The organism is Vibrio sp. LB10LO1 (assembly GCF_010092875.1).
Classification (GTDB): domain Bacteria; phylum Pseudomonadota; class Gammaproteobacteria; order Enterobacterales; family Vibrionaceae; genus Vibrio; species Vibrio campbellii.
Genome location: NZ_JAADJW010000032.1, coordinates 40,579 through 62,258 on the forward strand (window position 1 = coordinate 40,579; position 21,680 = coordinate 62,258).

A 21,680-nucleotide genomic window follows, 5' to 3' on the forward strand; every position below is an offset into this window, starting at 1 on the left:
CCCGCTTCTCCCATCTCAAATCTCCCTGTATACTCCGCACCAAATTGATACGAAAAGGCGATCACGATGGAGTTTGAATTCATCCGCAACACATTGATGGGCGAATACTATGTCAAATGCAGCATGGGGCATGAAATTGTAGGTCGTTGGTTGCAAGAAGAAATTGGTAAAGACCCAGCGAAAATTGCGCAAGTTGAAGCCTTAATTGATCAGGCATTTTCTTCGCCATCTCAAGAGCATAGATTAACTGGTGCAGAGATCAGTTTGATGATCCACGGTGATGAGGTGCTAGTGCAAGAAAACGCCCTGGGCCATGAGTATGAAGTGGAAATGGAAAGCGAGTTTGACTTCTACGATGCAGAGAGTACAGCAAGTTGTGGTATTGAGGACTTTTGTACCCTGATAGAGCAATGGAAAGACTTTTTGAACATTTAATGCACAGTTTTGGGTAGTCGAAGTGGGATTGCCTTATATTTGTGAAAAGGGCGCACCGATATGGTGCGCCCTTTTTGTTTATAAGATTGTTATTTTTACTAAGTTCATATAAATCAAGGAGATAAAAAGTTGGCACGCCGCTTGGATTATTAAAAGTGTTTCAGGATGAAAGCTGCGGAGAAGATTCAATGAAAATCATTAATGCCATTATAAAACCTTTTAAGTTAGACGATGTACGTGAAGCATTGGCTGATGTCGGTATTGAAGGGATGACAGTATCAGAGGTTAAAGGTTTTGGTCGTCAGAAAGGCCACACGGAGCTATACCGTGGCGCCGAGTATCAAGTCGACTTTCTACCAAAAGTAAAACTAGAAATCGCAACACATGCAGACAATGTGGAGCGCGTGGTAGAAGCCATCACTAAAGCCGCTCAAACCGGCAAGATTGGTGACGGTAAGATTTTTGTCTACGACCTAAACCAAGCGGTACGTATCCGTACTGGTGAAATGGACGCAGAAGCACTTTAAAGAACTCAAGGGATTGGAGAACTATCATGGAATTAACAACTACGGTAACCGAATTACGTTACGCACTCGACACCTTTTTCTTCCTCATTTCCGGTGCGTTAGTAATGTGGATGGCAGCGGGTTTTGCCATGCTGGAAGCGGGCTTAGTTCGCTCGAAAAACACAACAGAAATTCTAACCAAAAACATCTGTCTGTACGCGATTGCTTGTACCATGTTCCTATTGGTCGGTTACAACATCATGTATGTTGATAACGGCGAGGGCGGCTGGTTGCCATCATTTGGTGCGCTAATCGGCACACAGGCTGAAGGAGCCGACCACTCTCTAGAGTCGGATTTCTTCTTCCAAGTCGTATTCGTAGCAACAGCAATGTCGGTAGTATCTGGCGCGGTTGCAGAGCGCATGAAGTTATGGTCTTTCCTAATCTTCTCAGCGGTACTGACGGCATTTATCTACCCAATGGAAGGGTACTGGACTTGGGGTGGTGGCTTCCTATCAGAAGCAGGCTTTAGTGACTTTGCGGGCTCAGGTATCGTACACATGGCCGGTGCTTCAGCAGCATTAGCAGGCGTACTATTACTGGGTGCACGTAAAGGTAAATACGGTAAAAACGGCGAAATCTACCCAATCCCAGGTTCAAACATGCCTCTCGCTACATTAGGTACGTTCATCCTTTGGTTCGGCTGGTTCGGTTTCAACGGCGGTTCTCAACTTATGGTATCTGATTTTGAAAATGCAACAGCGGTAGGCCAAATCTTCCTTAATACAAACGCAGCAGCGGCAGCAGGTGCAATCGCGGCACTACTAGTATGTAAAACGACTTGGGGTAAAGCAGACCTGACTATGATTCTGAACGGTGCGTTAGCTGGTCTTGTTGCTATCACGGCTGACCCTCTATCTCCATCTCCGCTTTATGCTGTGGCGATTGGTGCGGTATCAGGTGCGCTAGTAGTATTCAGCATCATTGGCTTGGATAAGATTAAGATTGATGATCCAGTAGGTGCAATTTCAGTGCACGGTGTGTGTGGTTTCTTCGGTCTTATGGTTGTACCACTAAGCAACGGTGATGCAACGTTTGGTGCACAGCTTCTAGGTGCGGCTGTTATCTTTGCTTGGGTGTTCGGTGCAAGCCTAGTGGTATGGGCTATCTTGAAAGCAACCATCGGCATTCGAGTATCGGAAGACGAAGAGCTAGAAGGGATGGATATGCACGACTGTGGTGTCGGCGCTTACCCAGAATTCGTAACTGTGAAATAATCGACATATCGAAACAATTAGTTACAAAGTAAACAGTCAATAACCTGCTCGAAAGAGCAGGTTTTTTTGTGCAGCATCATTGTTTTCTTATTGAACATGCATATAATAACGCAACTGATAAACGTTATCATTAGCATGGTAAAGGATTAAACAATGAAAAAACTGCTAACTCTTTCAGCGATTACTTGCGCTACTCTGGCTCCAACAGCAATGGCTGCTGAAGAAGTGAACGTCTACTCTTACCGTCAACCTTTCCTAGTTGAACCAATGTTCAACGAGTTCACTAAAGAAACTGGCATTAAAGTAAACGTGAAGTTTGCGAAAAAAGGTCTAGCAGAGAAGTTGGCTCAGGAAGGCGAATACAGCCCAGCTGACGTAATCCTTACTACAGATATCAGCCGTCTTGCTGAACTGACTAACAAAGGTCTAGTTCAAAAGGTAGATAGCAAAATCATCGAAGAAAACGTACCAGCACAGTACCAAGACAAAGAAAACGAGTGGTTTGCTCTGACTCTACGTACTCGTAACGTTTACTCTTCACGTGACCGTGTTGGCAAACTAGGTAACGACTTCAACTACGCGGATCTAGCGAAGCCAGAATTCAAAGGCAAAATCTGTACTCGCAGCGGTAAGCACCCTTATAACGTATCTCTAGTGTCTTCTATGATCGCACACCACGGTGAAGCTGAGACAAAAGAATGGCTAGAAGGTGTAAAAGCGAACCTAGCTCGTAAGCCTCAAGGTAACGACCGTGCTCAAGTTAAAGCAATCAAAGAAGGTCTATGTGACGTTTCTCTAGGTAACAGCTACTACCTAGGTAAGATGGTCAACGACAAAGAGCAAAAAGCTTGGGCTGATGCGGTATACATCAACTTCCCTAACCAAGAGACAACAGGTACGCACGTAAACATCTCTGGTATGGCGATGGCGAAATTCTCTCCAAACAAAGACAACGCTGTGAAGCTAATGGAATTCCTAACGGGTGACAAAGCGCAGCAAATGTACGCAGAAGTAAACTACGAGTACCCAGTGAAGGAAGGCGTTAAGCGTTCTGAACTTGTGGAATCTTGGGGTGACTACAAAGCAGATACGATTTCTCTAGATGACATTGCTTCTCACCACGAAGCGGCAATTAAGCTACTAGATGAAGTGAAATTTGACCTTTAATTCCATGTGGGGGTATAACTATACCCCCATTTGATTAAAGGATATGAGATGTATTTGCAGCCGCATTTGTATTTCATACAGCCTTGCAGTATTTAGGCAATGAAGAATAAACATTCTCTATGGAAAACCAGTAGTGGGGTGATTACCCTGTTACTGGTTTTGCCGATCTTAGCGATCTTCTATACCGCCATTGGCGAGACGGATGACCTGTTCACACACTTGATGTCGACGGTCATGCCTACCTACATCTATAACACCGTAGTTCTGACTGCTGGTGTGATGCTCCTTTCTTTGATTCTCGGTATTCCAAGTGCTTGGTTTATGGCGATGTGTAAATTGCCAACTGAGAAGTGGCTGCAGTGGGCATTAGTTCTGCCGCTCGCGATGCCGGGTTATATCATTGGTTACATTTTTACGGATTGGTTTGATTTTGCTGGGCCGATTCAAATCTTCTTGCGTGATATAACCGGATGGGGACCGGGCGAATATTGGTTCCCAGATATCCGTACTTTGAGCGGTGCAACTTTCGTTCTTTCTCTTGTTCTTTACCCATATGTTTACTTGCTTTGTCGAGCGGCATTTATGGAGCAGAACGTTTCTTTGCTACAAAGTGCACGCTTATTGAAGTGTTCTCCTTGGGAAAGTTTTTGGCGCATCTCTTTACCCCTTGTAAGGCCTTCTATCGCTGTTGGTTTGTCTCTGGTTGCAATGGAAACCATTGGTGACTTCGGCACCGTCAGCTATTTTGCAGTGAACACCCTTACTACGGCGGTTTACGATACTTGGCTAGGCTACTCGAACCTAAATGCAGCCGCGAAGATCTCAGCAATGATGTTGATGATCGTGGTGCTATTACTGAGCGCAGAGCGTTATAGCCGCCGCAAACAGAAGTTGTTCCAAAGCCAGTTTAATAGCCATGAAGATTTTCGCTATGAACTTCAAGGTTGGCGAAAGTGGGGTGCACTGATTTGGTGTTGGGGTCTCGTTGCAGTAGCCTTTATTTTCCCATTGCTACAGTTAATTGATTACGCCATTACTTACTTTGCACAAAGCTGGACTCCGGAATTTCGTGAATATGCATGGAACAGTTTGGTGGTGTCAGTCGTTGCTGCCATCATAGGTGTTGCGATTGCATTGACTGTGAACTTCAGTCAACGCGTAAACGGCGGCCGTTCTAGCTTAGCTTTCATGCGTCTTTCTTCGTTGGGTTATGCGGTTCCAGGCACTGTACTTGCGATTGGTGTAATGGTGGCAGTGTTGTTTATGGATCACCGTGTTAACGATATTGCTAAAGCGATGGAATGGGGCAGGCCTGGGCTTATTTTCTCTGGCTCTATGTTTGCGCTGATTTTCGCGATGGTGGTGCGTTTCTCCGCTGTGGCGATTGGTAGTGTGGAAAGTAATCTAAACAAGATTTCCCCGTCGCTGGATATGGCTTCCCGTACCATGGGCTGTACGCCAAATACCATGCTTTGGCGAGTGCACTTCCCTCTGGTTAAGCGTGGTGCCCTAATTGCGGGTTTGTTGGTGTTTATTGAGTCGATGAAAGAACTTAATGCTGCACTGCTATTGCGACCATTTAACTTTGAAACCTTAGCGACGTATGTGTACAACTTCGCTTCGGATGAGCATTTAGAGCTTGCCGCACTTCCGGCAGTATTACTGGTCCTTGTTGGGTTAATCCCGCTTGTTGTTGTTAACCGTTCACTGGAGCAAAGTCACTGATGAGCTGCGCACTATCGATTAAAAACCTAACTTGTCAGTATGACGATCAGACTGTTCTGGAGTCTCTTTCTTTAGAAGTGGAACAAGGACAGATTGTCTGTTTGCTCGGCGCGAGTGGTTGCGGTAAGACAACGCTTTTGAAAGCCATTGCAGGCCTGCTTCCTCTGAGTTCAGGTCAAATGAGCTTGAATTGCCTGACTATTGATGACGGCGAAAACTGGTTGCCACCAGAGCAGCGTAATATTGGTATGATCTTCCAAGATTACGCCTTATTCCCGCATCTGACAGTGGCTGAGAACATTGCTTTTGGCCTGAAAAATGAAACGGCACAGCAAAAGCTCCTTAAAGTAGAAGAAATGCTCGGCTTGGTTCACCTTAAAGGTTACGGTGATCGTTATCCTCACCAGCTTTCTGGTGGTCAGCAGCAGCGCGTGGCGATTGCCCGTTCACTGGCTTACAAACCGGATCTTCTGTTGTTGGATGAACCATTTTCCAATATCGACACTCAAGTTCGTCATGAACTGATCCGTGAAATTCGTAAGATCTTTAAAGAGCAAGGCGTAACCGCGATTTTCGTTACTCACAGTCGTGAAGAAGCGTTTGCTTTTGCCGATAAGATGGCAGTCATGAATCATGGTGTAATCGAGCAATACGGAACAGCCTCTGAGCTTTACTACCAGCCTTCGAGCAAATTTGTTGCAGACTTCTTAGGCGGTGGTAGCTACCTTGCAGCGAAGCGCATTTCTGACAGTGAATTTGAAACTCATCTTGGTGTGGTGGAAGCCAATGCTCAGCAAGAAATCCAAGTGAATGAAGAATGTGCGTTACTGCTTCGCCCTCAACATGTTCAAATTGCGGCGGATGAAGAGAGTGCGGTCAAAGTACTTGAGCAGCACTTTATGGGTGACCACTGTCGCTACGTGATTGATGTCAATGGTGACCGACTGTTAGCAACTTCAACTCAAGCTCTGAATGTTGGTGATAGTGTGACGGTTAAAGTGGAAACGCAAGGCGTGTTAGCTTTCGCCTAATTTGGTTGCCCCAATAGAAAAAGGCCCGGCGTTAATGCCGGGCAAGTGTTCTTCACCTATAGGTAATGTGCTCAAAGCGGGCACAAGGTGTCAGTTATAGAGACAAGAAGTCTTTAAACTGTTGAAGAACACGTTCTGCAGTGTCTTTATCTTGCATCTCTGCAAAAATTCGTAGTAATGGCTCGGTGCCAGAGAAGCGAGCGATGATCCAACCGCCGTTCTTGAAGTAGACTTTCGCACCATCTTCGTAGCTGACTTTTTCGATTTCAAACTCAAACTCAGGCAACTGCTTCTCAACATAAATCTTGTTGAACAGCACTTCTTTTTGCGCCGGTTTGAATTTGCAATCGCCTTCCGCCATGTAGGCATAACCGTACTTGCCGTAGATCTCATCCAGCAACTCAGACAGCTTTTTGCCAGTTACTGAAATCATTTCTACCAATAGGCTTGATGCGAATACGCCGTCTTTACCTTTAATGTGGCCGCGAATAGTCAGACCGCCAGAGCTTTCACCACCAATCAATGAATCGTCAGCTTCCATTTGAGAACTGATGTGCTTAAAGCCTACCGGAACCTCAAAGCATTTCTCGCCGTGATCTTCTGCAACTTTATCCAACAGGTGAGTGGTTGCGATGTTACGTACCACTGAGCCTGTCCAGCCCTTGTATTCAAGTAGGTAGTAGTAAAGCAGCAGTAGTACTTCATTTGGATGAATGAAGTTACCTTTCTCGTCGATAATACCAAGACGGTCTGCGTCGCCATCGGTACCGATACCGATGTCATAGCCTTCTTGTTCCACTAGGTGCATCAAGCGGTAAAGGGTTGCAGCACTTGGTGATGGCATTAAGCCACCGAAATCTGGGTTTTTGCCGTCGTTGATCACGTCGACTTCACAACGGCCGTTGATCAGCACGGTTTGTAGCGCGTTTTTCGCAACACCAAACATTGGGTCAATCAACACGCGTAGATTCGCTTTCTTGATCGCTTCGATGTCGATAAAGTCGATGATCGAGTCAACAAACTCGTTCATTGGGTTAATGATTTGAATCAGCTTGTCTTCAACCGCTTGCTCAAAATCGACGCTTTTAACATCTTGCGCAGTTAGCGTAGCGATTTGTGATTCAATTTTTTGGGTGATGATTTCATCTGCGTCACGACCGCCTTCGATGAAGACTTTGATGCCGTTGTAATCGGCTGGGTTGTGCGATGCGGTAATACATGCAGAGTACGCGCAGCCCATTTCCTTCGCTTTAAACATTACGATAGGTGTTGGGACAAACTTGTCGATAAAGCTAACCACAATACCGTTTGCTGCTAATACTTCTGCAAACCAGCGACCTGCTTTATCAGAAAGAAAACGACGGTCATAGCCGATGACAAAGCCGCGATCAGCAGCGGATTCGTTGTTGGTAATGTTTGCTACTGCTTGAGCCACTAAGCGTACATTATCTTTAGTGAACTCCTCACCAATAAATGCACGCCAACCGCCTGTACCAAATTTGATCATGATTCGATCCTCGATAAGAGCGGCATCCCACCGCCTCTTAAATCTTTGCTAGCGAACCGATGCACTCATCAAACTCAAGTGCATCGGATAAATCAAAAGGGGAGAAGAACTCCCCTAAAAGATGATTAACCTAGAGTAACGATAACTTCGTTTACTGAACCTTCCGCTTGAACTGGTACAGATGCACCATTTACTGCTTCACCGTTCACGGTAATCGACTTAACGCCTTTGCTTACTGAGTCTGGGTTAACCACTTTGATGTTGTACGTTGCACCTAGCCATTGACGAGTCACTTCGAAACCAGGCCAGTTAGTTGGGATACATGGATCGATAGTCAGACCATCAAAGCCTGTACGCACACCAAGGATAAAGTTGGTAACAGCGAAGTAAGCCCAGCCAGATGTACCTGTTAACCATGGGTGGTTTGCACGACCGTGGTCTTGGTGGTCACGACCCATGATGAACTGCACGTATGAGTATGGTTCTGCAATACGTTTTTCGATGATGTCGTTTTGGTTGTATGGGTTGAGTGCATCATAGAATTTCATTGCACGGTCACCACGACCCAGTTTCGCTTCTGCTACCCAAGCCCATGGGTTTGGATGCGAGAAGATTGCACCGTTCTCTTTTACGCCTTGGTAAACACGAGTTACGAAGCCGATGTCATCATTTGGTGTTGCAAAAGATGGTGAGTTTAGGTGAAGGCCGTATTCAGAGAACAGGTTCTCGTCGACCGCGTCCATCGCTTTTTCGCCGCGCTCTTGAGATACCGCACCAGAAAGTACCGCAAGCGTGTTTGACTCTAGGTGTACTCGGCCTTCCGCTTGTTGCGCAGTACCGATCTTGTCACCATTTTTCGTCAGACCACGGATGTACCAACCGCCTTCGTCGTCCCAAAGGTGTGTTTCACAAGCTTCACGCACATTTGCTGCTATTTCCGTGTATTTTTCAACGTCGGCTTCTTTACCTAGGTATTTCGCTAGGTCGATGAACTCTTGCAGTGCCCAGAAGTGTAGGAAAGACACCATTGAAGATTCACCACCACCTAGGTTTAAACAGTCGTTCCAGTCTGCACGCAGACCTTTACAGATACCGGTTTGACCCACGTACTCCGCAGAGAAGTCTAGCGCTGCTTTCATGTGGTCATAAACGCTCGCATCACCGCCATCTGCGTAAGGGATCACTTCGTCGAAGAAGCTATGCTCACCGGTTTCCATCACGTACTTACAGATGGTTGGAACTAGCCATAGATGGTCATCAGAACAGGTGTCTTCGATGCCGTGGATCTTATCTTCGTCAGAAGGTGTTGGAACTACGGTTGGAGATTTAGATGGTTTAACATCTGCTTTCTCTGGATCGAACCAATCTGGATCGAATAGGTGTAGACCGTAACCCGCTTTCACTTGGCCGCGCAGCAGGTCAACGATACGTTTGCGCGTCATTGCTGGGTTAGCGTGAGGAACTGAGATTGCATCTTGTGCTGTATCGCGGTAACCAAGACCAGTACGACCACCCACTTCGATGAATGAAGCAAAGCGAGACCACACCACACAAGTTTCTGCTTGGTACAGTGTCCAAGCGTTGATCATGGTATCTAGACCTTCGTTTGGCGATTTCACTTGGAACTTGCCACAACGCTCATCCCAGTGTGCTTTGATACCCGAAAATGCATTGTCGACTTCTGCAAGGTCTTGGTACTTAGCACGTAGACGCTCACCGTTGCCTTTACCGATACCTAGAATGTAAGCAAAGCGAACTTCTTCACCCGGTTGGATAGTAAATTGCTTGTGTAGAGAGCCACAGTGGTTGTAACAAGTTTGCGCTGTGTTGAAACACTTACCTTGTTCTACCGCTAGCGGGTTCGCTTCGTCACGGTACAGACCTAGGAAGCTGTCACGTTGGCCGTCGTACGAATCTGGGTCAAATGTTGAAGCTAGGTAGTAGAAACCTTCAAAATCGTTCGTGTTGTAGTACAGGTCGTACTCAATCACACCTTCGTTGTATGACGTACCAGCAGAGTACAGAGACATCTGATGGTTTTGGTTATCAGATTGAATGTGGCTGAATGAGAACTCAACAAATGAGAATGCGCTGATCGTACGTGGCTTATCTGAGGTGTTTTTAATCACTACATCCCAGATTTCAGCGTCTTCGCCTTTTGGCACGAACAGTGTTTTTGTTGCGGTAATACCGCTGTATTCACATTTGAACTTAGAGTAAGACAAACCGTGGCGAACTTCGTAGTTTGCTTCGTCAAGGCTTTTCGCAACTGGTTGCCAAGAGATTGACCAGTAATCACCTGTCTCATCATCACGTAGGTAAACGTAGTGTCCTGGGCGATCGAATGTCGCATTTGGACGGAATTTAGTAACACGGTTGTATTCTGGAGAGTTGTAGAACGAGTAGCCACCCGCGTTGTGCGAGATAACCGTACAGAACTTCTCAGTACCTAGGTAGTTTGTCCATGGTGCTGGTACGTCAGGGCGAGTGATGACGTATTCGCGATTCTCGTTATCGAAATAGCCGTATTTCATTTGTGTATTTCCTTTTTACTAAGCTGCGCCTGCAGCCAAAAATTTAAAAACTCTTTAAGCGTGATGCGTTGGCATCTGGCTTGGTATTACTTCCACGGTTTGCGGTAATTCACTCCCTGCAAGTCGAGCAGAGGAAGGTGACCTTTCAAACGTGATAAATAGTCGGTCCAATCGCGGTGTTGTTTTTCAGTCCAACATGCTTCTGCCATGGCAGTCAGGCGAGGGAAAATCATGTAGTCCATGCGCGATGGGTTGTTGATGATTTCGCACCATAGAGCGGTTTGAATGCCCCAAATGCGTTTTCTGATTGGGTCGTCAGCAGGAACTTCCGCTAACGGCTCATAGTTGTATGCCTTCTCTAATGGCAGTGGATTTGCCCAGTCCACGCCCGGTTCTTCAGGTGCGTAGTCTTGGGTCATATCTAGGTAAGTGGTTTGTGCGGGTTGCAGCACTACATCGAAGCCTTGGCGAGCACAGTTCAATGCCGCTTCTTCGCTTAGCCATGAGTAGATCACCGTATCTTTGCTGACTTTGTTGCCGTGTTGAGCTTCTTCCCAACCCAGCATACGTTTACCCAGTTTGCGCAGTTTGTCTTCAGCATGACGTAGGAAGTGGCCTTGCAGTTCTTTGTAATCGGTGTAACCCAACTTCTCCATAAACGCTTGGCAAGCAGGACTTTTCGACCAGACTCCATTAGGCACTTCGTCTGCACCAATGTGAACATATGGGGCAGGGAAGAGCGCTGCGATTTCTTCAAGTACCTTGTCTATAAACTCGTAGCTACCCGGCAGAGCAGGGTTGATGACGTTGTCGTTGTAGTGCTGAATACTGCGATACTCAGTGGTGTCTTCTGCTTCAACCAATAGATGTGGTAGAGACTTGATTGCCGCGCGGCAATGACCAGGTACATCAATTTCAGGAATGATGGTTATGCCACGTTGTGCTGCAAATTCGATAACGTCTTTGATTTCTTCTTGCGTGTAGAAACCGCCGTAGCGTTGAGACAAATGGGTGTATTGCGGCTCGATTGTTTCATCAATTCCGCGCCACGCCCCAATATCGGTAAGCTGAGGAAGAGACTTGATCTCGACACGCCAGCCTTCATCGTCAGTGAGGTGCCAATGGAACGTGTTGAACTTGTAGTGTGCCAATAAGTTGATCAGGCGTTTTACTTGCTCTACGGAATGGAAATGGCGAGCGCAATCCAGCATCATGCCGCGGTATCGAAAACGAGGGCTGTCTTTGATAGAGCAGCACACCACTTCCATGGTGTTGGTATTCTCGTCTCGTTTTAGTAGTTGCAATAAGGTCGCGCAAGCATGAGTAAAACCTGACGAAGAGCCAGCTTCGATCTTGATCGACTCTTCAGAGACTTTTAGCTTGTAGGTGCCTTCATCCAAGGTTGGATTACTTTTGAACAGGATTTTTCCACTGTTTGAAGAAGGTAGTTCAAATTGATAGATTCGCTTCAACTCATCCTGTAACCACGACTTTGCAGAAGTGGCTAAGTCGGTATAAATCGCGACACCAGCTTGCTCATCAAAGGTAAAAGAGTGATCGCTGACTTCAATATGATTTGGCTTAGGCAGTAAAGGTTGAGCATGTGTCAAGCTTGCAGGAATCTCACTGCGTTCACGATACGGTGAAGCGAGAACGATAGGAGTGACGTCCACTTGTGCACGTTGAGGAGTTCCATCAACCACAAAGTCGATCATCGCTTCGTTAAAGCCATCCGAGTAATAACGGAATGGGTTGGAGCCAATACTAAATTCACAGTAATAATGGTGGTTGGCTGCCAGTACCATGCCCTCAGGCTTGAGCGTACAAAAGCTACCAACTTGAGTCAGGTGGCCATTTGAAACGCTATCAGGAAGGATGTAGCGATCAAAAGCAAAAGTTAAGCTCCAGCTGTTTAGGTCTTGGTCACTCAAGTTATGAAAGGTGAGTCCGAAGCGGCAGTTTTGTTTTTGCTCAGAAAGGACCACTAAATCAACACGGTATTCCATCTTCACTCCTACTCGACACTCACTGAGTAAAGGTTATGCTCTGGTTTGCCAGCAAACATAATGGCTCCTTCAATCGCATCAAACTGAGGCTCTACCACCCATTGTTGGACTGGTGGAGATAACCAATGCAAGATTCGCTCGGCAATGCTGCCCATCAAACAAATACGAGTTGCACCGCGCTTATTCAAAGCCACTAAAAACATCTCAATATCCGCTGCGGTTTGTTTAAGCATTTCTATTGCCAACACGTCACCTTGTTCTGCATGTTGGAAAATAGCAGGAGAAAATTGACCGTAATCGCGAGGCAAAGCCTGTTTAGACCACGCAACTACGTTGTCGACGTCATTTTCAAAATGATTCATGACGTGTGCGGCTAGAGGTGTTTTTTCACGGATGCCATCTTCTGCTAGTAATACTTGTTGGATCAGACGCAGCCCCATGACTGCACCGCCACCTTGATCTGAGATTGGGAATTCACGCCCACCGACGACATGTTGCTCAAGGCCTTTAAGGAAAATGCCGCAAGAACCGGTTCCTGCAATCATGATTGCGCCATCTTCACCATTGTGTGCGCCGATACAAGCACCGTATGCGTCAGTGTTGAGTGTCATACTGGCAAAAGGATGTTCTAAAGCCATGAATGCTTGCCAAGAAGTTTTATGTTCAGCCCCCGCAAGCGCTAAACCTACGTGCATTGAGGCAAAGTCTTGTTGAGTTAGGCCGCCTTGCTGTGCTGCTGAAGCAATAGATTCTAGAATCGATGCCATTGCGACTTCTGCTCCCAACATAATGTTGGCACTGCCACTTTTTGCTTCGCCGATGAAGTTGCCTTGTGCGTCTTTGATACGAGCGCGACATGAGGTGCCGCCGCCATCAATACCTACAAAATACATCCCCATGTTTATTGCTCCTTCAATGCTTGATTAGTTGCTAAAGTTGAGATGTGCTGAGCCTGACTCATTACGGCGAGTAGGTACCAAGCACCATGTGGGATCCATTGTTCTCCCCAGCGCCAGTTTTGAAGCATGTCGTCTTTTTGTGCTGGTGGATTAAATGCAATGTCTTCCTCATCTTCGAAACCGCCGGTAATGCCATTACACACGCCACCTTTTGCATTGAAGAAACCGTATTGAGGAAGATAGTCCGGATTGTTACGACCATGACCATCCAACATACACATGTCGTATGGGTTCAGCCCCACAATCCAGTTAATAGAATCTTGTGCGAGTTTAGAAAGCTGCTGTTTTAGTGCTTTTGACTCAATGAAAGGGAGTGCCCCATAAGCCATGGTTGCCAGTGAACCCAAGCGGGCATTCTCACCTTGCCACCAATAACCGGACTCGTTGTTGTGCGCCACGAAAAATGCGTCACGTTTGGCTTCATCTACACCTTTTACGTATTGGCGAGGGTAGCCAAATGGGTTCTTCACTTTGTTGGTGATAGAAACTTCAAACTCACAAGCGTTATTGATGGTTTGTTTTATTGATGATGCGCGCTCAGAGTCGTCTTCAATCGACAAGTACTCACATAGTGCGATAACAGGAAGCCCCGCTTCGGCTGCATGGAAGTACGGTCGACTGCCATCTTGGTTCGCAGCCCAGAAGTGTTGAATGTGTTCATCACTTGTTTGACGAGCTGAAAGACGTTTTGCCCATAAGCGGCTTTCTTCTAGGTAGCGTGCTTCTTTTGTTGTTTTGAATAGCTCGACAGCGGCAAGCAGTGCGCAGTATTCATCGATGATGTTCTCTTCATCATCGTTTAGATATTGGGTGTTGTGTTCTTTTAGATGCCAATAGCCATTTTCTGCCGCATTGCGATATTTTTGTTGGTCGAACTCACCGTGAAAGTCTAGGCGTGCTGCTGAGGCTAATGCCGCAATGCTAACGCCGGCTCCTTGTCGGTAACCAGCTTGGTAGTCATCAAACTTATGACCAAGTTGAGTTTCGTAGGCGCAGATTTCACGTTGAGCTGTGTCCTTACTCCACTTGTCGAACACCGTCATGTAGAAAAAGCCTTTTTCGTTTTGCATACGGACAAGGAAATCAGCGCCGAATAGTGCTTCTTCAATGAGGCGAGTTGCTGTGAATTTAGCCAGTTTCTCGTTGCCTTGGAGCAGAGACAAACCTTTCAACATATTCCAAACCACCATAGGGGTTTGTTGAGGGTTGAGGTAATTGGCATAGGACAAGTGGCTTAGGTATTTGCTGACGTCACCTGATGCGTCATACCAACCGCCATGAACATCCGCCGTCTCGTTAGAGTTAAGTAGTGGTGCTTGACGATCTTGTTGATCGAAAATACCGCCACAGCGTTGCGATTTAAAATAGTGGATCACATCGGATAGAGTGTGATCGAGAAGAATGTGTTCGCCGATCTCAAAGTGAGATGAGCGTAAATGATCGAAACGAAGATAGTAGTGACCTGGAGTATTAAATGAAGAAAAGTCGATCAGGTAGAAATGACCTTGATGCCAGTTCGCTACTTTGCCTTGCTTCTCTACGGTTAGGGTGGCAACCGTCTGATGACTATTGGCGCAAACCAATAAAGCCGTATAAGAAGACAGGCGTGATCGGCTCGTCTGGATGATCGCTTTTTTAGGGCCCAGACGCTCATAACCAATATGGTTAGTCAGTAGCAGCATTCAATTTCTCCGGGAAACAATAAAATATAAAGGGAAAAAGGGGTCAGGTTGATGCCTGACCCTCGTTATGATTAATCTTCGAATAAGTAACAACGAACAAAGTGGTTATCGGACAGTTGCGTCACACCAGGCAGTCGCTCGCGACATTTTTCTGTGGCATGAACACAGCGCCCAGCGAATGGACAGCCCACGGATTCTGGTGTCCACAGTGGGATCTCACCTTTGTTGCCTTTCAGTTTCTCGTGGATTGACTTCGATGGATCTGGCACAGCTGAAACCAGTAGCTGCGTGTACGGGTGTTGAGGATCATGAATGATTTCCTCTGTATCACCCCATTCAACCATGTGGCCCACGTACATAACTGCGAGATCTTCAGCGATGTAGCGCGCTGTTGCGATGTCGTGAGTGATATAAAGCAGAGACATTTGCTTCTCAAACTTCATCTCTTCCATCAGGTTAAGAACACCGGCACGAATTGAAACGTCGAGCATTGACGTTGGTTCGTCAGCCAGTACCACTTCTGCGCCGACCGCAATGTTACGAGCCAAGTTCACACGTTGGCGCTGACCACCAGAAAGCTGGTGTGGGAACTTTTGCGCGGTCTCTTTTGGCGGAATCAGACCAACTTGTTCTAGTAGGTCGTACACTCGCTCTTCCAGTTCCTTCTTGTTGCCCGGTGAAACCTTCTTGTGGATCAACAGTGGGCGAGCAATATGGTGGAAGATATTGTGTGTTGGGTTTAGCGAGCCAAACGGGTCTTGCCATACCATTTGCACGCCTTCGCGGTAAGTCATCAAATCGTGACGAGAGGTGATGTCTTGGATATCACGACCTTTGTACTCGATGATGCCATCCGTTGGTGCGTACATTTTCGCAATCATTTTTGCGGTAGTAGATTTACCTGAACCAGATTCACCTACTACTGACAAACCGCGGCTTTTGTACATTTTGAAAGATACGTCGTTGATTGCACGCATCTTAGATTGCTTGATTGAGTTACTGTTTAAAGGGAAGTCCTTAACGACATTTTTACCTTCAATCAGCAATTCGCCGAATTGTTTGCTCATAATTCTCTCCAGTGTAATTTTCTTCTTAGCTAGCGTTATTTTTTGTTGTTAAACCTTAGCTTGAGCAATCGTGTCGCCATACAAGTGGCAGTTTGAGAGACGACCAGGTTCAATTTGACGCAGCTGAGTTGGTACTCGCGTACAAGCTTCATGGACACGGTCACAACGAGCTTGGAATCGACAACCTTGAGGAACTTCTAATAGGTTCAAAGGGTTGCCTGGAATACCAGTCAATTTGGTCTTAGGACCAGTTAGTGGAGGGAAAGAGCTACCCAAACCTTTTGTGTAAGGGTGGTAAGGACTTTCCAGAATTTGTTTAGAAGGGGCTACCTCAATCAGTTCACCCGAGTACATGATGCCGATGCGGTCAGAGAACTCGACCATCAGTGACAAGTCATGAGTGATGAACAGAATCGAGAAGCCAAATTCTTCTTTAAGTGCATAGATTTTTTGCAGAATCTCACGTTGAACTACCACGTCTAGTGCCGTTGTAGGTTCATCCATGATGATCATTTTCGGGTTCAGAGCCAAAGCGATAGCAATAACCAGACGCTGGCGCATACCGCCAGAGAATTGGTGTGGGTAATCGCTTAGTCGGCTAGGGTGGATATCAACGATTTCCAATAGACCTTCTGCACGAACTTTGGCTTGAGCGCGAGTCATGTTGGTATGACGCATGATTACGTCACAGAACTGCTCTTCCATCGTTAGTACTGGGTTCAAAGCGTTCATCGCACTCTGGAATACCATCGACATTTCGCTCCAGCGGAACGACTGCATACGCTCATCGCTGTATTGAAGGATATCTTCGCCGTTGAAAATAACCTCACCACCTGTGATAAACGCTGGCGGCTTATGAAGGCGCATTAGCGAGAATGCAACGGTTGATTTACCACAGCCAGATTCACCAGCTAGGCCAAATACTTCGCCTGGTGCAATGTCGAAGCTGACGTTGTTACAGGCGCGGACATCGCCCGCATCTGTAATGTAGTCCACGCATAGGTTACGGATAGAAATTAGTGGTGCAGTCATGATTATTTATCTCCGCTCCATAGTGCATTTTGTGGTGCCAATTCTGGCTCACGTTCTTTCTTGTCTTGTGCTGCCATTTTCTTCCAGCGCTTCATGCCTTTGTGAGAACGAAGCTGCGGGTTGGCAATTTCATCGACTGCGAAGTTCAGTAGAGCAAGGCCAGTCACCAGTAGAGTCAGTGCAATACAAGGAGCTAGTACTTCCCACCAAGCGCCGATAAGCATCGCTGATGAAGTCTGTACGTTGTACAGCATGATGCCCCAGCTGATGGTATTTGCATCGCCTAGACCTAGGAACGAAATTACCGCTTCTGTGTTAATTGCTAGCATTACCGAACCGATGAAGCTTGCGCCTACGATTGGGATAAGGTTTGGCAAAATCTCAACGAAGATGATGCGCATGGGTGATTCACCAAGAACCTCTGCGGCTTTAACGAATTCTTTTTCTCGTAGTGCCATGGTTTGAGCTCGCACAACACGCGCACCCCAAGCCCAGGAGGTACCGGCGATAATCAACGCAATGGTGAGCGGTCCTGCCTCCCCGATGAATGCGGCGAGTACGAACAGTAGTGGTAACTGTGGGATAACTAGCATGATGTTCATTGCAGCACTCAGTACGTCATCTACACGGCCGCCGAAGTAACCAGCTGAGATACCAATAACTGTTGCTAAGAAACACACGATGATACCCGCGCCGAAACCAACACCCAGCGATACTCGAGCGCCGTAAGCAACTTGAGACCAGATGTCACGACCCATACGAGATGTACCTAAAACGTGGTCTGCCTTTTTCGACATAAGCAGCGTACGACGATCATCTGCTAGGTTTTTCGCGACCCAACCATCAGGGTTGTTTTGTGCTTGTTTTACAACAAAGCCAGGGTATTCATGTGGGTTACCAGTACGTTTGTCTGGCGCGTGTTGAGTAATCAAAGGTGCAGCTACTGCCACAAAGATGAATACTGAGATAATTGCCAAACCAACACGTGCGAACGCGTTACCTAAAATCAGTTTAAATAGTTCTTTCATGATTATTTGCCTCCCTTACGTAGGCGAGGGTCTAGAATCATGTACAGCATGTCAGCCATTAGGTTGAAGCACAGCATGAACATCGTCATGATGATTAACTGACCTTGAAGTACTTGGTAGTCACGTGCGTGAATTGCGTTTAGAAGAACCGTACCTAGACCTGGGTAGTTGAAGATCATCTCGATGATTAGCTGACCACCGATTGCCATACCTAGAGACATTGAAAGTGCGGTTACACTTGGTAAAAGTGCGTTACGAGCTGCGTAGTTGAATACTACTCGGTTTTCGCTCAGACCCTTACCTTTTGCCATTGTGATGTAATCTTCAGCAAGAAGGTTGATCATGTTGTTACGCATGTTTACTAGGAAGCCACCAATCTGGACAATCGTCGCACAGAACAATGGAAGAATAGCGTGGTAACCCACGTCTTTTAGGAACTCCCAGCTTGTCCAATCTGGCACAGTACCCGGGGTGTAGGCGTAGCCTGATGGGAACCACTTAAGACCGATGGCAAAGATGAACAGCGCTAGCATCGCGATAACCATTTGTGGAATCGCTTGAATGATCAGTGTGCCCGGTGTTACGAATGCATCGTATCGGCTACCACGTTTCCAAGCTGCGAAGATACCTAGTACAGAAGCAATCGAGAACGATAGTACAACTGCAGTACCTGCTAGGAACAATGACCAACCGAATGCGCCACCTAGTAGAGAGTTAACTGAAAGCGGGTAGAACTGGATAGAAGTACCTAGCTCCCAGCTTAGAATGTTTTTGATGTACGACAGGTACTGAATGTAGATTGGACCATCTACGAAACCCAGCAGTTCTTTCATTGCTGCGATTCGCTCTGGCGTTACCTGTACAGATGCGTTAGCAAACATCATGGTAACTGGGTCACCAGGCATTGCTCGCGGAATAATGAAGTTTAACGTCGCTGCAACCAAGAGCGCGACAAGATAGAACGACAAACGTCTTAAAAAATAACCCATAACTCACACCTTACTCACCCAGATTTTTTCCCTGTTTCTGGTTTCAGGTCGCTCCTAGCGAAATTTAGAGCGAAAAATCCCCTGACGACGAGCGCCATATGTTGGTTTAGTAACAAGGGGATTTTTATAGGCGGCACACGGGATGTGTGCCGCTAGAAATGAACTTCTACTTATTTAACTGGTTTTAGGTCCAGTACGTGAAGTAGACGCTCTGGGATACCAGCCCAAATGTTTGGACGGCCCTTAGGATTTTCTTCGTTCCACCAACCAGTGAAGCGAGTTGTGTTGTATTGGTACATGTAAGCACCAGACATCACAGGGATAGTCACTTGGTCTTGAGCGATGATTTGCTGAATACCGTGAGCGATTTCTAGCTGCTCTTGCTTGTCAGCTGTCTTGTAGAAGCTGTTTAGAAGACCATCTAGCTTGTCGTTCTTGTAGAAGTGCATCGCGAAGCGAGGCATACCGTCACCAGATTGTAGTGCTGAGTTGTAAGCACTGTTCCAGTAAGTGTATGGGTCTGCACCGTGGAAGTAGTTGGTGTACGCAACGTCGTAAGTACCTTCAAGCATTGCTTGGTTGTACACAGAGAAGTCTGGTGTACGAGCACGTGCTTTGATGCCTACTTCTGCAAGTTGCTCAACAGCAAGCTGTACAGTGTTGTTGAAGTCAGTCCAACCGTTTGGAGATTGGATTAGTAGTTCGAAAGACTTACCAGATGGCGTGTCAACGAAACCGTCTTTGTTTACATCTTTAAAGCCAGCTTTCGCTAGAAGTTTCTTAGCGCCTTCAGCGTTGTAAGAGTTGTAACCCTTGAACTTGTCGTGAGTCTTCTCGTCAGACCAAGCTTCGAATGCATAGCCAAGACCAGATGCGAAGTCGTTCACTGTACCGCCGCCGTAGAATGCGATATCAATGATAGTTTGACGGTCAAGAGCCATAGAGAATGCGCGACGGAAGTCAACGTTAGTTAGTGCTTCGTTTTTCGCTGCATCTGGGTTCTTGAAGTTTACTACGAACGCTTGAGTACCTGCTGGCGGGTACCAGTAGTGGTGTTTAGGGCTCGCTGCTGCGTAAGTGCGGTCGATGTCTGGAACGAATGAAGAAGTCCAGTCCATTTCGCCGTTAACAATCTTACCTAGGAACTGGTCATTGTTCGCGATTTGAGGAACACGCAGACAGTCAACGTCTAGGTTCGCTGCATCCCAGTAGTTCGGGTTTTCACACTGGATGTATAGTTGCGGAGTGAAAGTGTCGATCTCTGTAAATGGACCAGTACCTACTGGGTTTTCGTTCGTGAACGTTGAAGGATCTTTCACTTTGCTCCATACGTGCTTAGGTACGACAGGTACTTTAGCAATTTCGTAAGGAACGTTTGAGTTTGCTTCGCTTAGACGGAACTTAACTTTGTAATCGTTAACTTTCTCTACGCCAGTAACCCAAGAGTTGATACCAGATTGGTCTAGTTCTGGCTTCTCTTTTACTAGGTTGAAAGAGTAAACAACGTCATCAGCGGTAAACGCTTGACCGTCAGACCATTTCACGCCTTTACGAATATCGAAAGTTACGCTCATTAGGTCGTCAGACATTTGGAAGTTTTCTGCTAGACGGAATACTGGCGTGTTGCCGTGCATTTCGTTGAAAACAACTAGCGGCTCGTAGATAAAGTCAGTAGTTGTGTGCAGGTTAGTTGCACCCAAGAAAGGGTTAAAGTTACGAACAAAAGTTGTAAACTCTTTAGGGTGGATAGTCAGTTCACTGCGCTCAGCGGCTGTAGCTACTGATGCAAAACCTGTAGTAGCCGTTGCAATAATTGCTGTTGCTAGTGCTGTTTTTTTAATATTGGCAAGCATAGCTGTTCCTTACTATTTGCTTTCATTTCACTAATGGAATTGAATGTCATCAATTGATAAACACTCTCCAAGGCCCACCTCTTTGCTTCACTTCAATTTGCGTCGCTCTAAGAGTGGCCTGTAGGCCTTAGGCAGGACTAAGAAAACACCTTATCCACAAAATAATCAAACTCGATTCCCGTTAAAAACGTTAAAAACCACATCAACTACGTCATAAACGTCATTTTGCTTGTTTTTAAGTCAATCCAGGTGAAAAAATAAACGTTGATATGCGTCGCAGTTTATATCCTTATTAATGCTGTGTGTTAGTGGTTACTTACCCTCTTGGTAACTATTAGTGAGTGTTTTCTGTTGTTGTACGGTATTGGCGATCTGGCTCACACCTGAAAATTTTGTTAATTAACTAGGTGAAATTTAATCTGCCGTTCTGTTGTGATTGACTTCGCAATCTGTATCAAATGTTGCTCAATTTTCCCTTGTAGAGGAAAAATAAGTAAGTTTTGACAGCAAAATTTGGCTACTGATTATGCTTTTTTTATTCAGGAAAGGAAGTGATTTGAAGGCACTTTTGAAGAAAGTTATGAGTTAAAAATGACGATGAAAAGTGTGGTATTGGAATCGCTTTGGTTAAGCGCTTCATACGTGTTTTTGATAGCTTGCTTCCAGCTTCTTATACGCTAAATGCTCAGCCTCATCGTTGCTCTGTACGCTAAATCGCTTGTTTCTTACTATGAGTAAGGGGAAGCATGGCAGTGCAATTGATAAAGGCAGGGATAAAAAATGTATGGTCCGCCCCGTTATTGCAACTACAATTAAGTAATAACGGAGTTGGTTTGCGCTAATGTATTCGGAGTCCACGTTGGGAACATTAACTTCCCGCTC

General features: G+C 46.2%; 16 protein-coding genes. 6 read left to right on the forward strand and 10 right to left on the reverse strand.

Features of this window, described 5'->3' with window-relative positions; translation table 11 throughout:
- Positions 1–66 precede the first annotated feature (66 nt).
- The 6 genes from GXP65_RS19420 (at position 67) to GXP65_RS19445 (ending at position 6,141) form a co-directional block, all read left to right on the forward strand.
- Complete coding sequence (locus GXP65_RS19420) at positions 67–435, forward strand: YacL family protein (RefSeq protein ID WP_012128853.1); 369 nt, start codon at positions 67–69, stop codon at positions 433–435.
- 188 nt (positions 436–623) lie between these two features.
- On the forward strand, positions 624–962 hold the full coding sequence (locus GXP65_RS19425; protein ID WP_005439398.1) for a P-II family nitrogen regulator: 339 nt from the start codon (positions 624–626) through the stop codon (positions 960–962).
- A gap of 26 nt (positions 963–988) precedes the next feature.
- Positions 989–2,218, forward strand: a complete 1,230-nt coding sequence (locus GXP65_RS19430) for an ammonium transporter (protein WP_162093521.1) — start codon at positions 989–991, stop codon at positions 2,216–2,218.
- 153 nt (positions 2,219–2,371) lie between these two features.
- Positions 2,372–3,385 (forward strand): Fe(3+) ABC transporter substrate-binding protein, encoded by a 1,014-nt coding sequence (locus GXP65_RS19435; RefSeq protein ID WP_038891970.1) that lies wholly within the window; start codon positions 2,372–2,374, stop codon positions 3,383–3,385.
- Positions 3,386–3,484: 99 nt separating this feature from the next.
- Complete coding sequence (locus GXP65_RS19440) at positions 3,485–5,110, forward strand: iron ABC transporter permease (RefSeq protein ID WP_050910747.1); 1,626 nt, start codon at positions 3,485–3,487, stop codon at positions 5,108–5,110.
- A complete protein-coding gene (locus GXP65_RS19445; protein ID WP_051116983.1) occupies positions 5,110–6,141 on the forward strand; it encodes an ABC transporter ATP-binding protein in 1,032 nt (343 codons plus the stop codon). The genes GXP65_RS19440 and GXP65_RS19445 overlap by 1 nt, the downstream gene beginning before the upstream one ends.
- A 94-nt stretch (positions 6,142–6,235) precedes the next feature.
- Here the strand turns inward: GXP65_RS19445 and GXP65_RS19450 are convergent, their stop codons facing one another.
- From GXP65_RS19450 to GXP65_RS19495, 10 genes are all read right to left on the reverse strand, one after another.
- Positions 6,236–7,648: a phosphoglucomutase/phosphomannomutase family protein gene (locus GXP65_RS19450; protein ID WP_005425291.1), complete on the reverse strand. Its 1,413-nt coding sequence runs from the start codon at positions 7,646–7,648 to the stop codon at positions 6,236–6,238.
- A gap of 125 nt (positions 7,649–7,773) precedes the next feature.
- Complete coding sequence (locus tag GXP65_RS19455) at positions 7,774–10,182, reverse strand: N,N'-diacetylchitobiose phosphorylase (RefSeq protein ID WP_162093522.1); 2,409 nt, start codon at positions 10,180–10,182, stop codon at positions 7,774–7,776.
- A gap of 86 nt (positions 10,183–10,268) precedes the next feature.
- Complete coding sequence (locus GXP65_RS19460; RefSeq protein WP_162093523.1) at positions 10,269–12,188, reverse strand: family 20 glycosylhydrolase; 1,920 nt, start codon at positions 12,186–12,188, stop codon at positions 10,269–10,271.
- 8 nt (positions 12,189–12,196) lie between these two features.
- On the reverse strand, positions 12,197–13,087 hold the full coding sequence (locus GXP65_RS19465; RefSeq protein WP_005531763.1) for an N-acetylglucosamine kinase: 891 nt from the start codon (positions 13,085–13,087) through the stop codon (positions 12,197–12,199).
- Positions 13,088–13,089: 2 nt separating this feature from the next.
- On the reverse strand, positions 13,090–14,829 hold the full coding sequence (locus GXP65_RS19470; RefSeq protein ID WP_162093524.1) for a glycoside hydrolase family 9 protein: 1,740 nt from the start codon (positions 14,827–14,829) through the stop codon (positions 13,090–13,092).
- Positions 14,830–14,900: 71 nt separating this feature from the next.
- Entirely contained in the window at positions 14,901–15,896 is a 996-nt protein-coding gene (locus tag GXP65_RS19475; protein ID WP_012128843.1) for an ABC transporter ATP-binding protein, read from the reverse strand.
- A 48-nt stretch (positions 15,897–15,944) separates the two neighbouring features.
- The gene (locus tag GXP65_RS19480) at positions 15,945–16,928 is read right to left on the reverse strand and encodes an ABC transporter ATP-binding protein (protein WP_005439411.1); all 984 of its coding nucleotides are present in this window, start codon (positions 16,926–16,928) and stop codon (positions 15,945–15,947) included.
- Positions 16,929–16,930: 2 nt separating this feature from the next.
- On the reverse strand, positions 16,931–17,956 hold the full coding sequence (locus tag GXP65_RS19485; RefSeq protein ID WP_162093525.1) for an ABC transporter permease: 1,026 nt from the start codon (positions 17,954–17,956) through the stop codon (positions 16,931–16,933).
- 2 nt (positions 17,957–17,958) lie between these two features.
- Positions 17,959–18,945, reverse strand: a complete 987-nt coding sequence (locus GXP65_RS19490; protein ID WP_005425282.1) for an ABC transporter permease — start codon at positions 18,943–18,945, stop codon at positions 17,959–17,961.
- Positions 18,946–19,115: 170 nt separating this feature from the next.
- Positions 19,116–20,798, reverse strand: a complete 1,683-nt coding sequence (locus GXP65_RS19495; protein ID WP_162093526.1) for an ABC transporter substrate-binding protein — start codon at positions 20,796–20,798, stop codon at positions 19,116–19,118.
- Positions 20,799–21,680: the final 882 nt, after the last annotated feature.

Excerpts from the sequence above, each read along its gene's own strand:
- GXP65_RS19430 (WP_162093521.1), top strand. The coding sequence starts at position 989 with ATGGAATTAACAACTACGGTAACCGAATTACGTTACGCACTCGACACC.
- GXP65_RS19425 (WP_005439398.1), top strand. The coding sequence starts at position 624 with ATGAAAATCATTAATGCCATTATAAAACCTTTTAAGTTAGACGATGTA.
- GXP65_RS19445 (WP_051116983.1), top strand. The coding sequence starts at position 5,110 with ATGAGCTGCGCACTATCGATTAAAAACCTAACTTGTCAGTATGACGAT.
- GXP65_RS19475 (WP_012128843.1), bottom strand. The coding sequence starts at position 15,896 with ATGAGCAAACAATTCGGCGAATTGCTGATTGAAGGTAAAAATGTCGTT.
- GXP65_RS19460 (WP_162093523.1), bottom strand. The coding sequence starts at position 12,188 with ATGGAATACCGTGTTGATTTAGTGGTCCTTTCTGAGCAAAAACAAAAC.
- GXP65_RS19485 (WP_162093525.1), bottom strand. The coding sequence starts at position 17,956 with ATGAAAGAACTATTTAAACTGATTTTAGGTAACGCGTTCGCACGTGTT.
- GXP65_RS19435 (WP_038891970.1), top strand. The coding sequence starts at position 2,372 with ATGAAAAAACTGCTAACTCTTTCAGCGATTACTTGCGCTACTCTGGCT.
- GXP65_RS19495 (WP_162093526.1), bottom strand. The coding sequence starts at position 20,798 with ATGCTTGCCAATATTAAAAAAACAGCACTAGCAACAGCAATTATTGCA.
- GXP65_RS19490 (WP_005425282.1), bottom strand. The coding sequence starts at position 18,945 with ATGGGTTATTTTTTAAGACGTTTGTCGTTCTATCTTGTCGCGCTCTTG.
- GXP65_RS19455 (WP_162093522.1), bottom strand. The coding sequence starts at position 10,182 with ATGAAATACGGCTATTTCGATAACGAGAATCGCGAATACGTCATCACT.
- GXP65_RS19440 (WP_050910747.1), top strand. The coding sequence starts at position 3,485 with ATGAAGAATAAACATTCTCTATGGAAAACCAGTAGTGGGGTGATTACC.
- GXP65_RS19465 (WP_005531763.1), bottom strand. The coding sequence starts at position 13,087 with ATGGGGATGTATTTTGTAGGTATTGATGGCGGCGGCACCTCATGTCGC.
- GXP65_RS19470 (WP_162093524.1), bottom strand. The coding sequence starts at position 14,829 with ATGCTGCTACTGACTAACCATATTGGTTATGAGCGTCTGGGCCCTAAA.
- GXP65_RS19480 (WP_005439411.1), bottom strand. The coding sequence starts at position 16,928 with ATGACTGCACCACTAATTTCTATCCGTAACCTATGCGTGGACTACATT.
- GXP65_RS19420 (WP_012128853.1), top strand. The coding sequence starts at position 67 with ATGGAGTTTGAATTCATCCGCAACACATTGATGGGCGAATACTATGTC.
- GXP65_RS19450 (WP_005425291.1), bottom strand. The coding sequence starts at position 7,648 with ATGATCAAATTTGGTACAGGCGGTTGGCGTGCATTTATTGGTGAGGAG.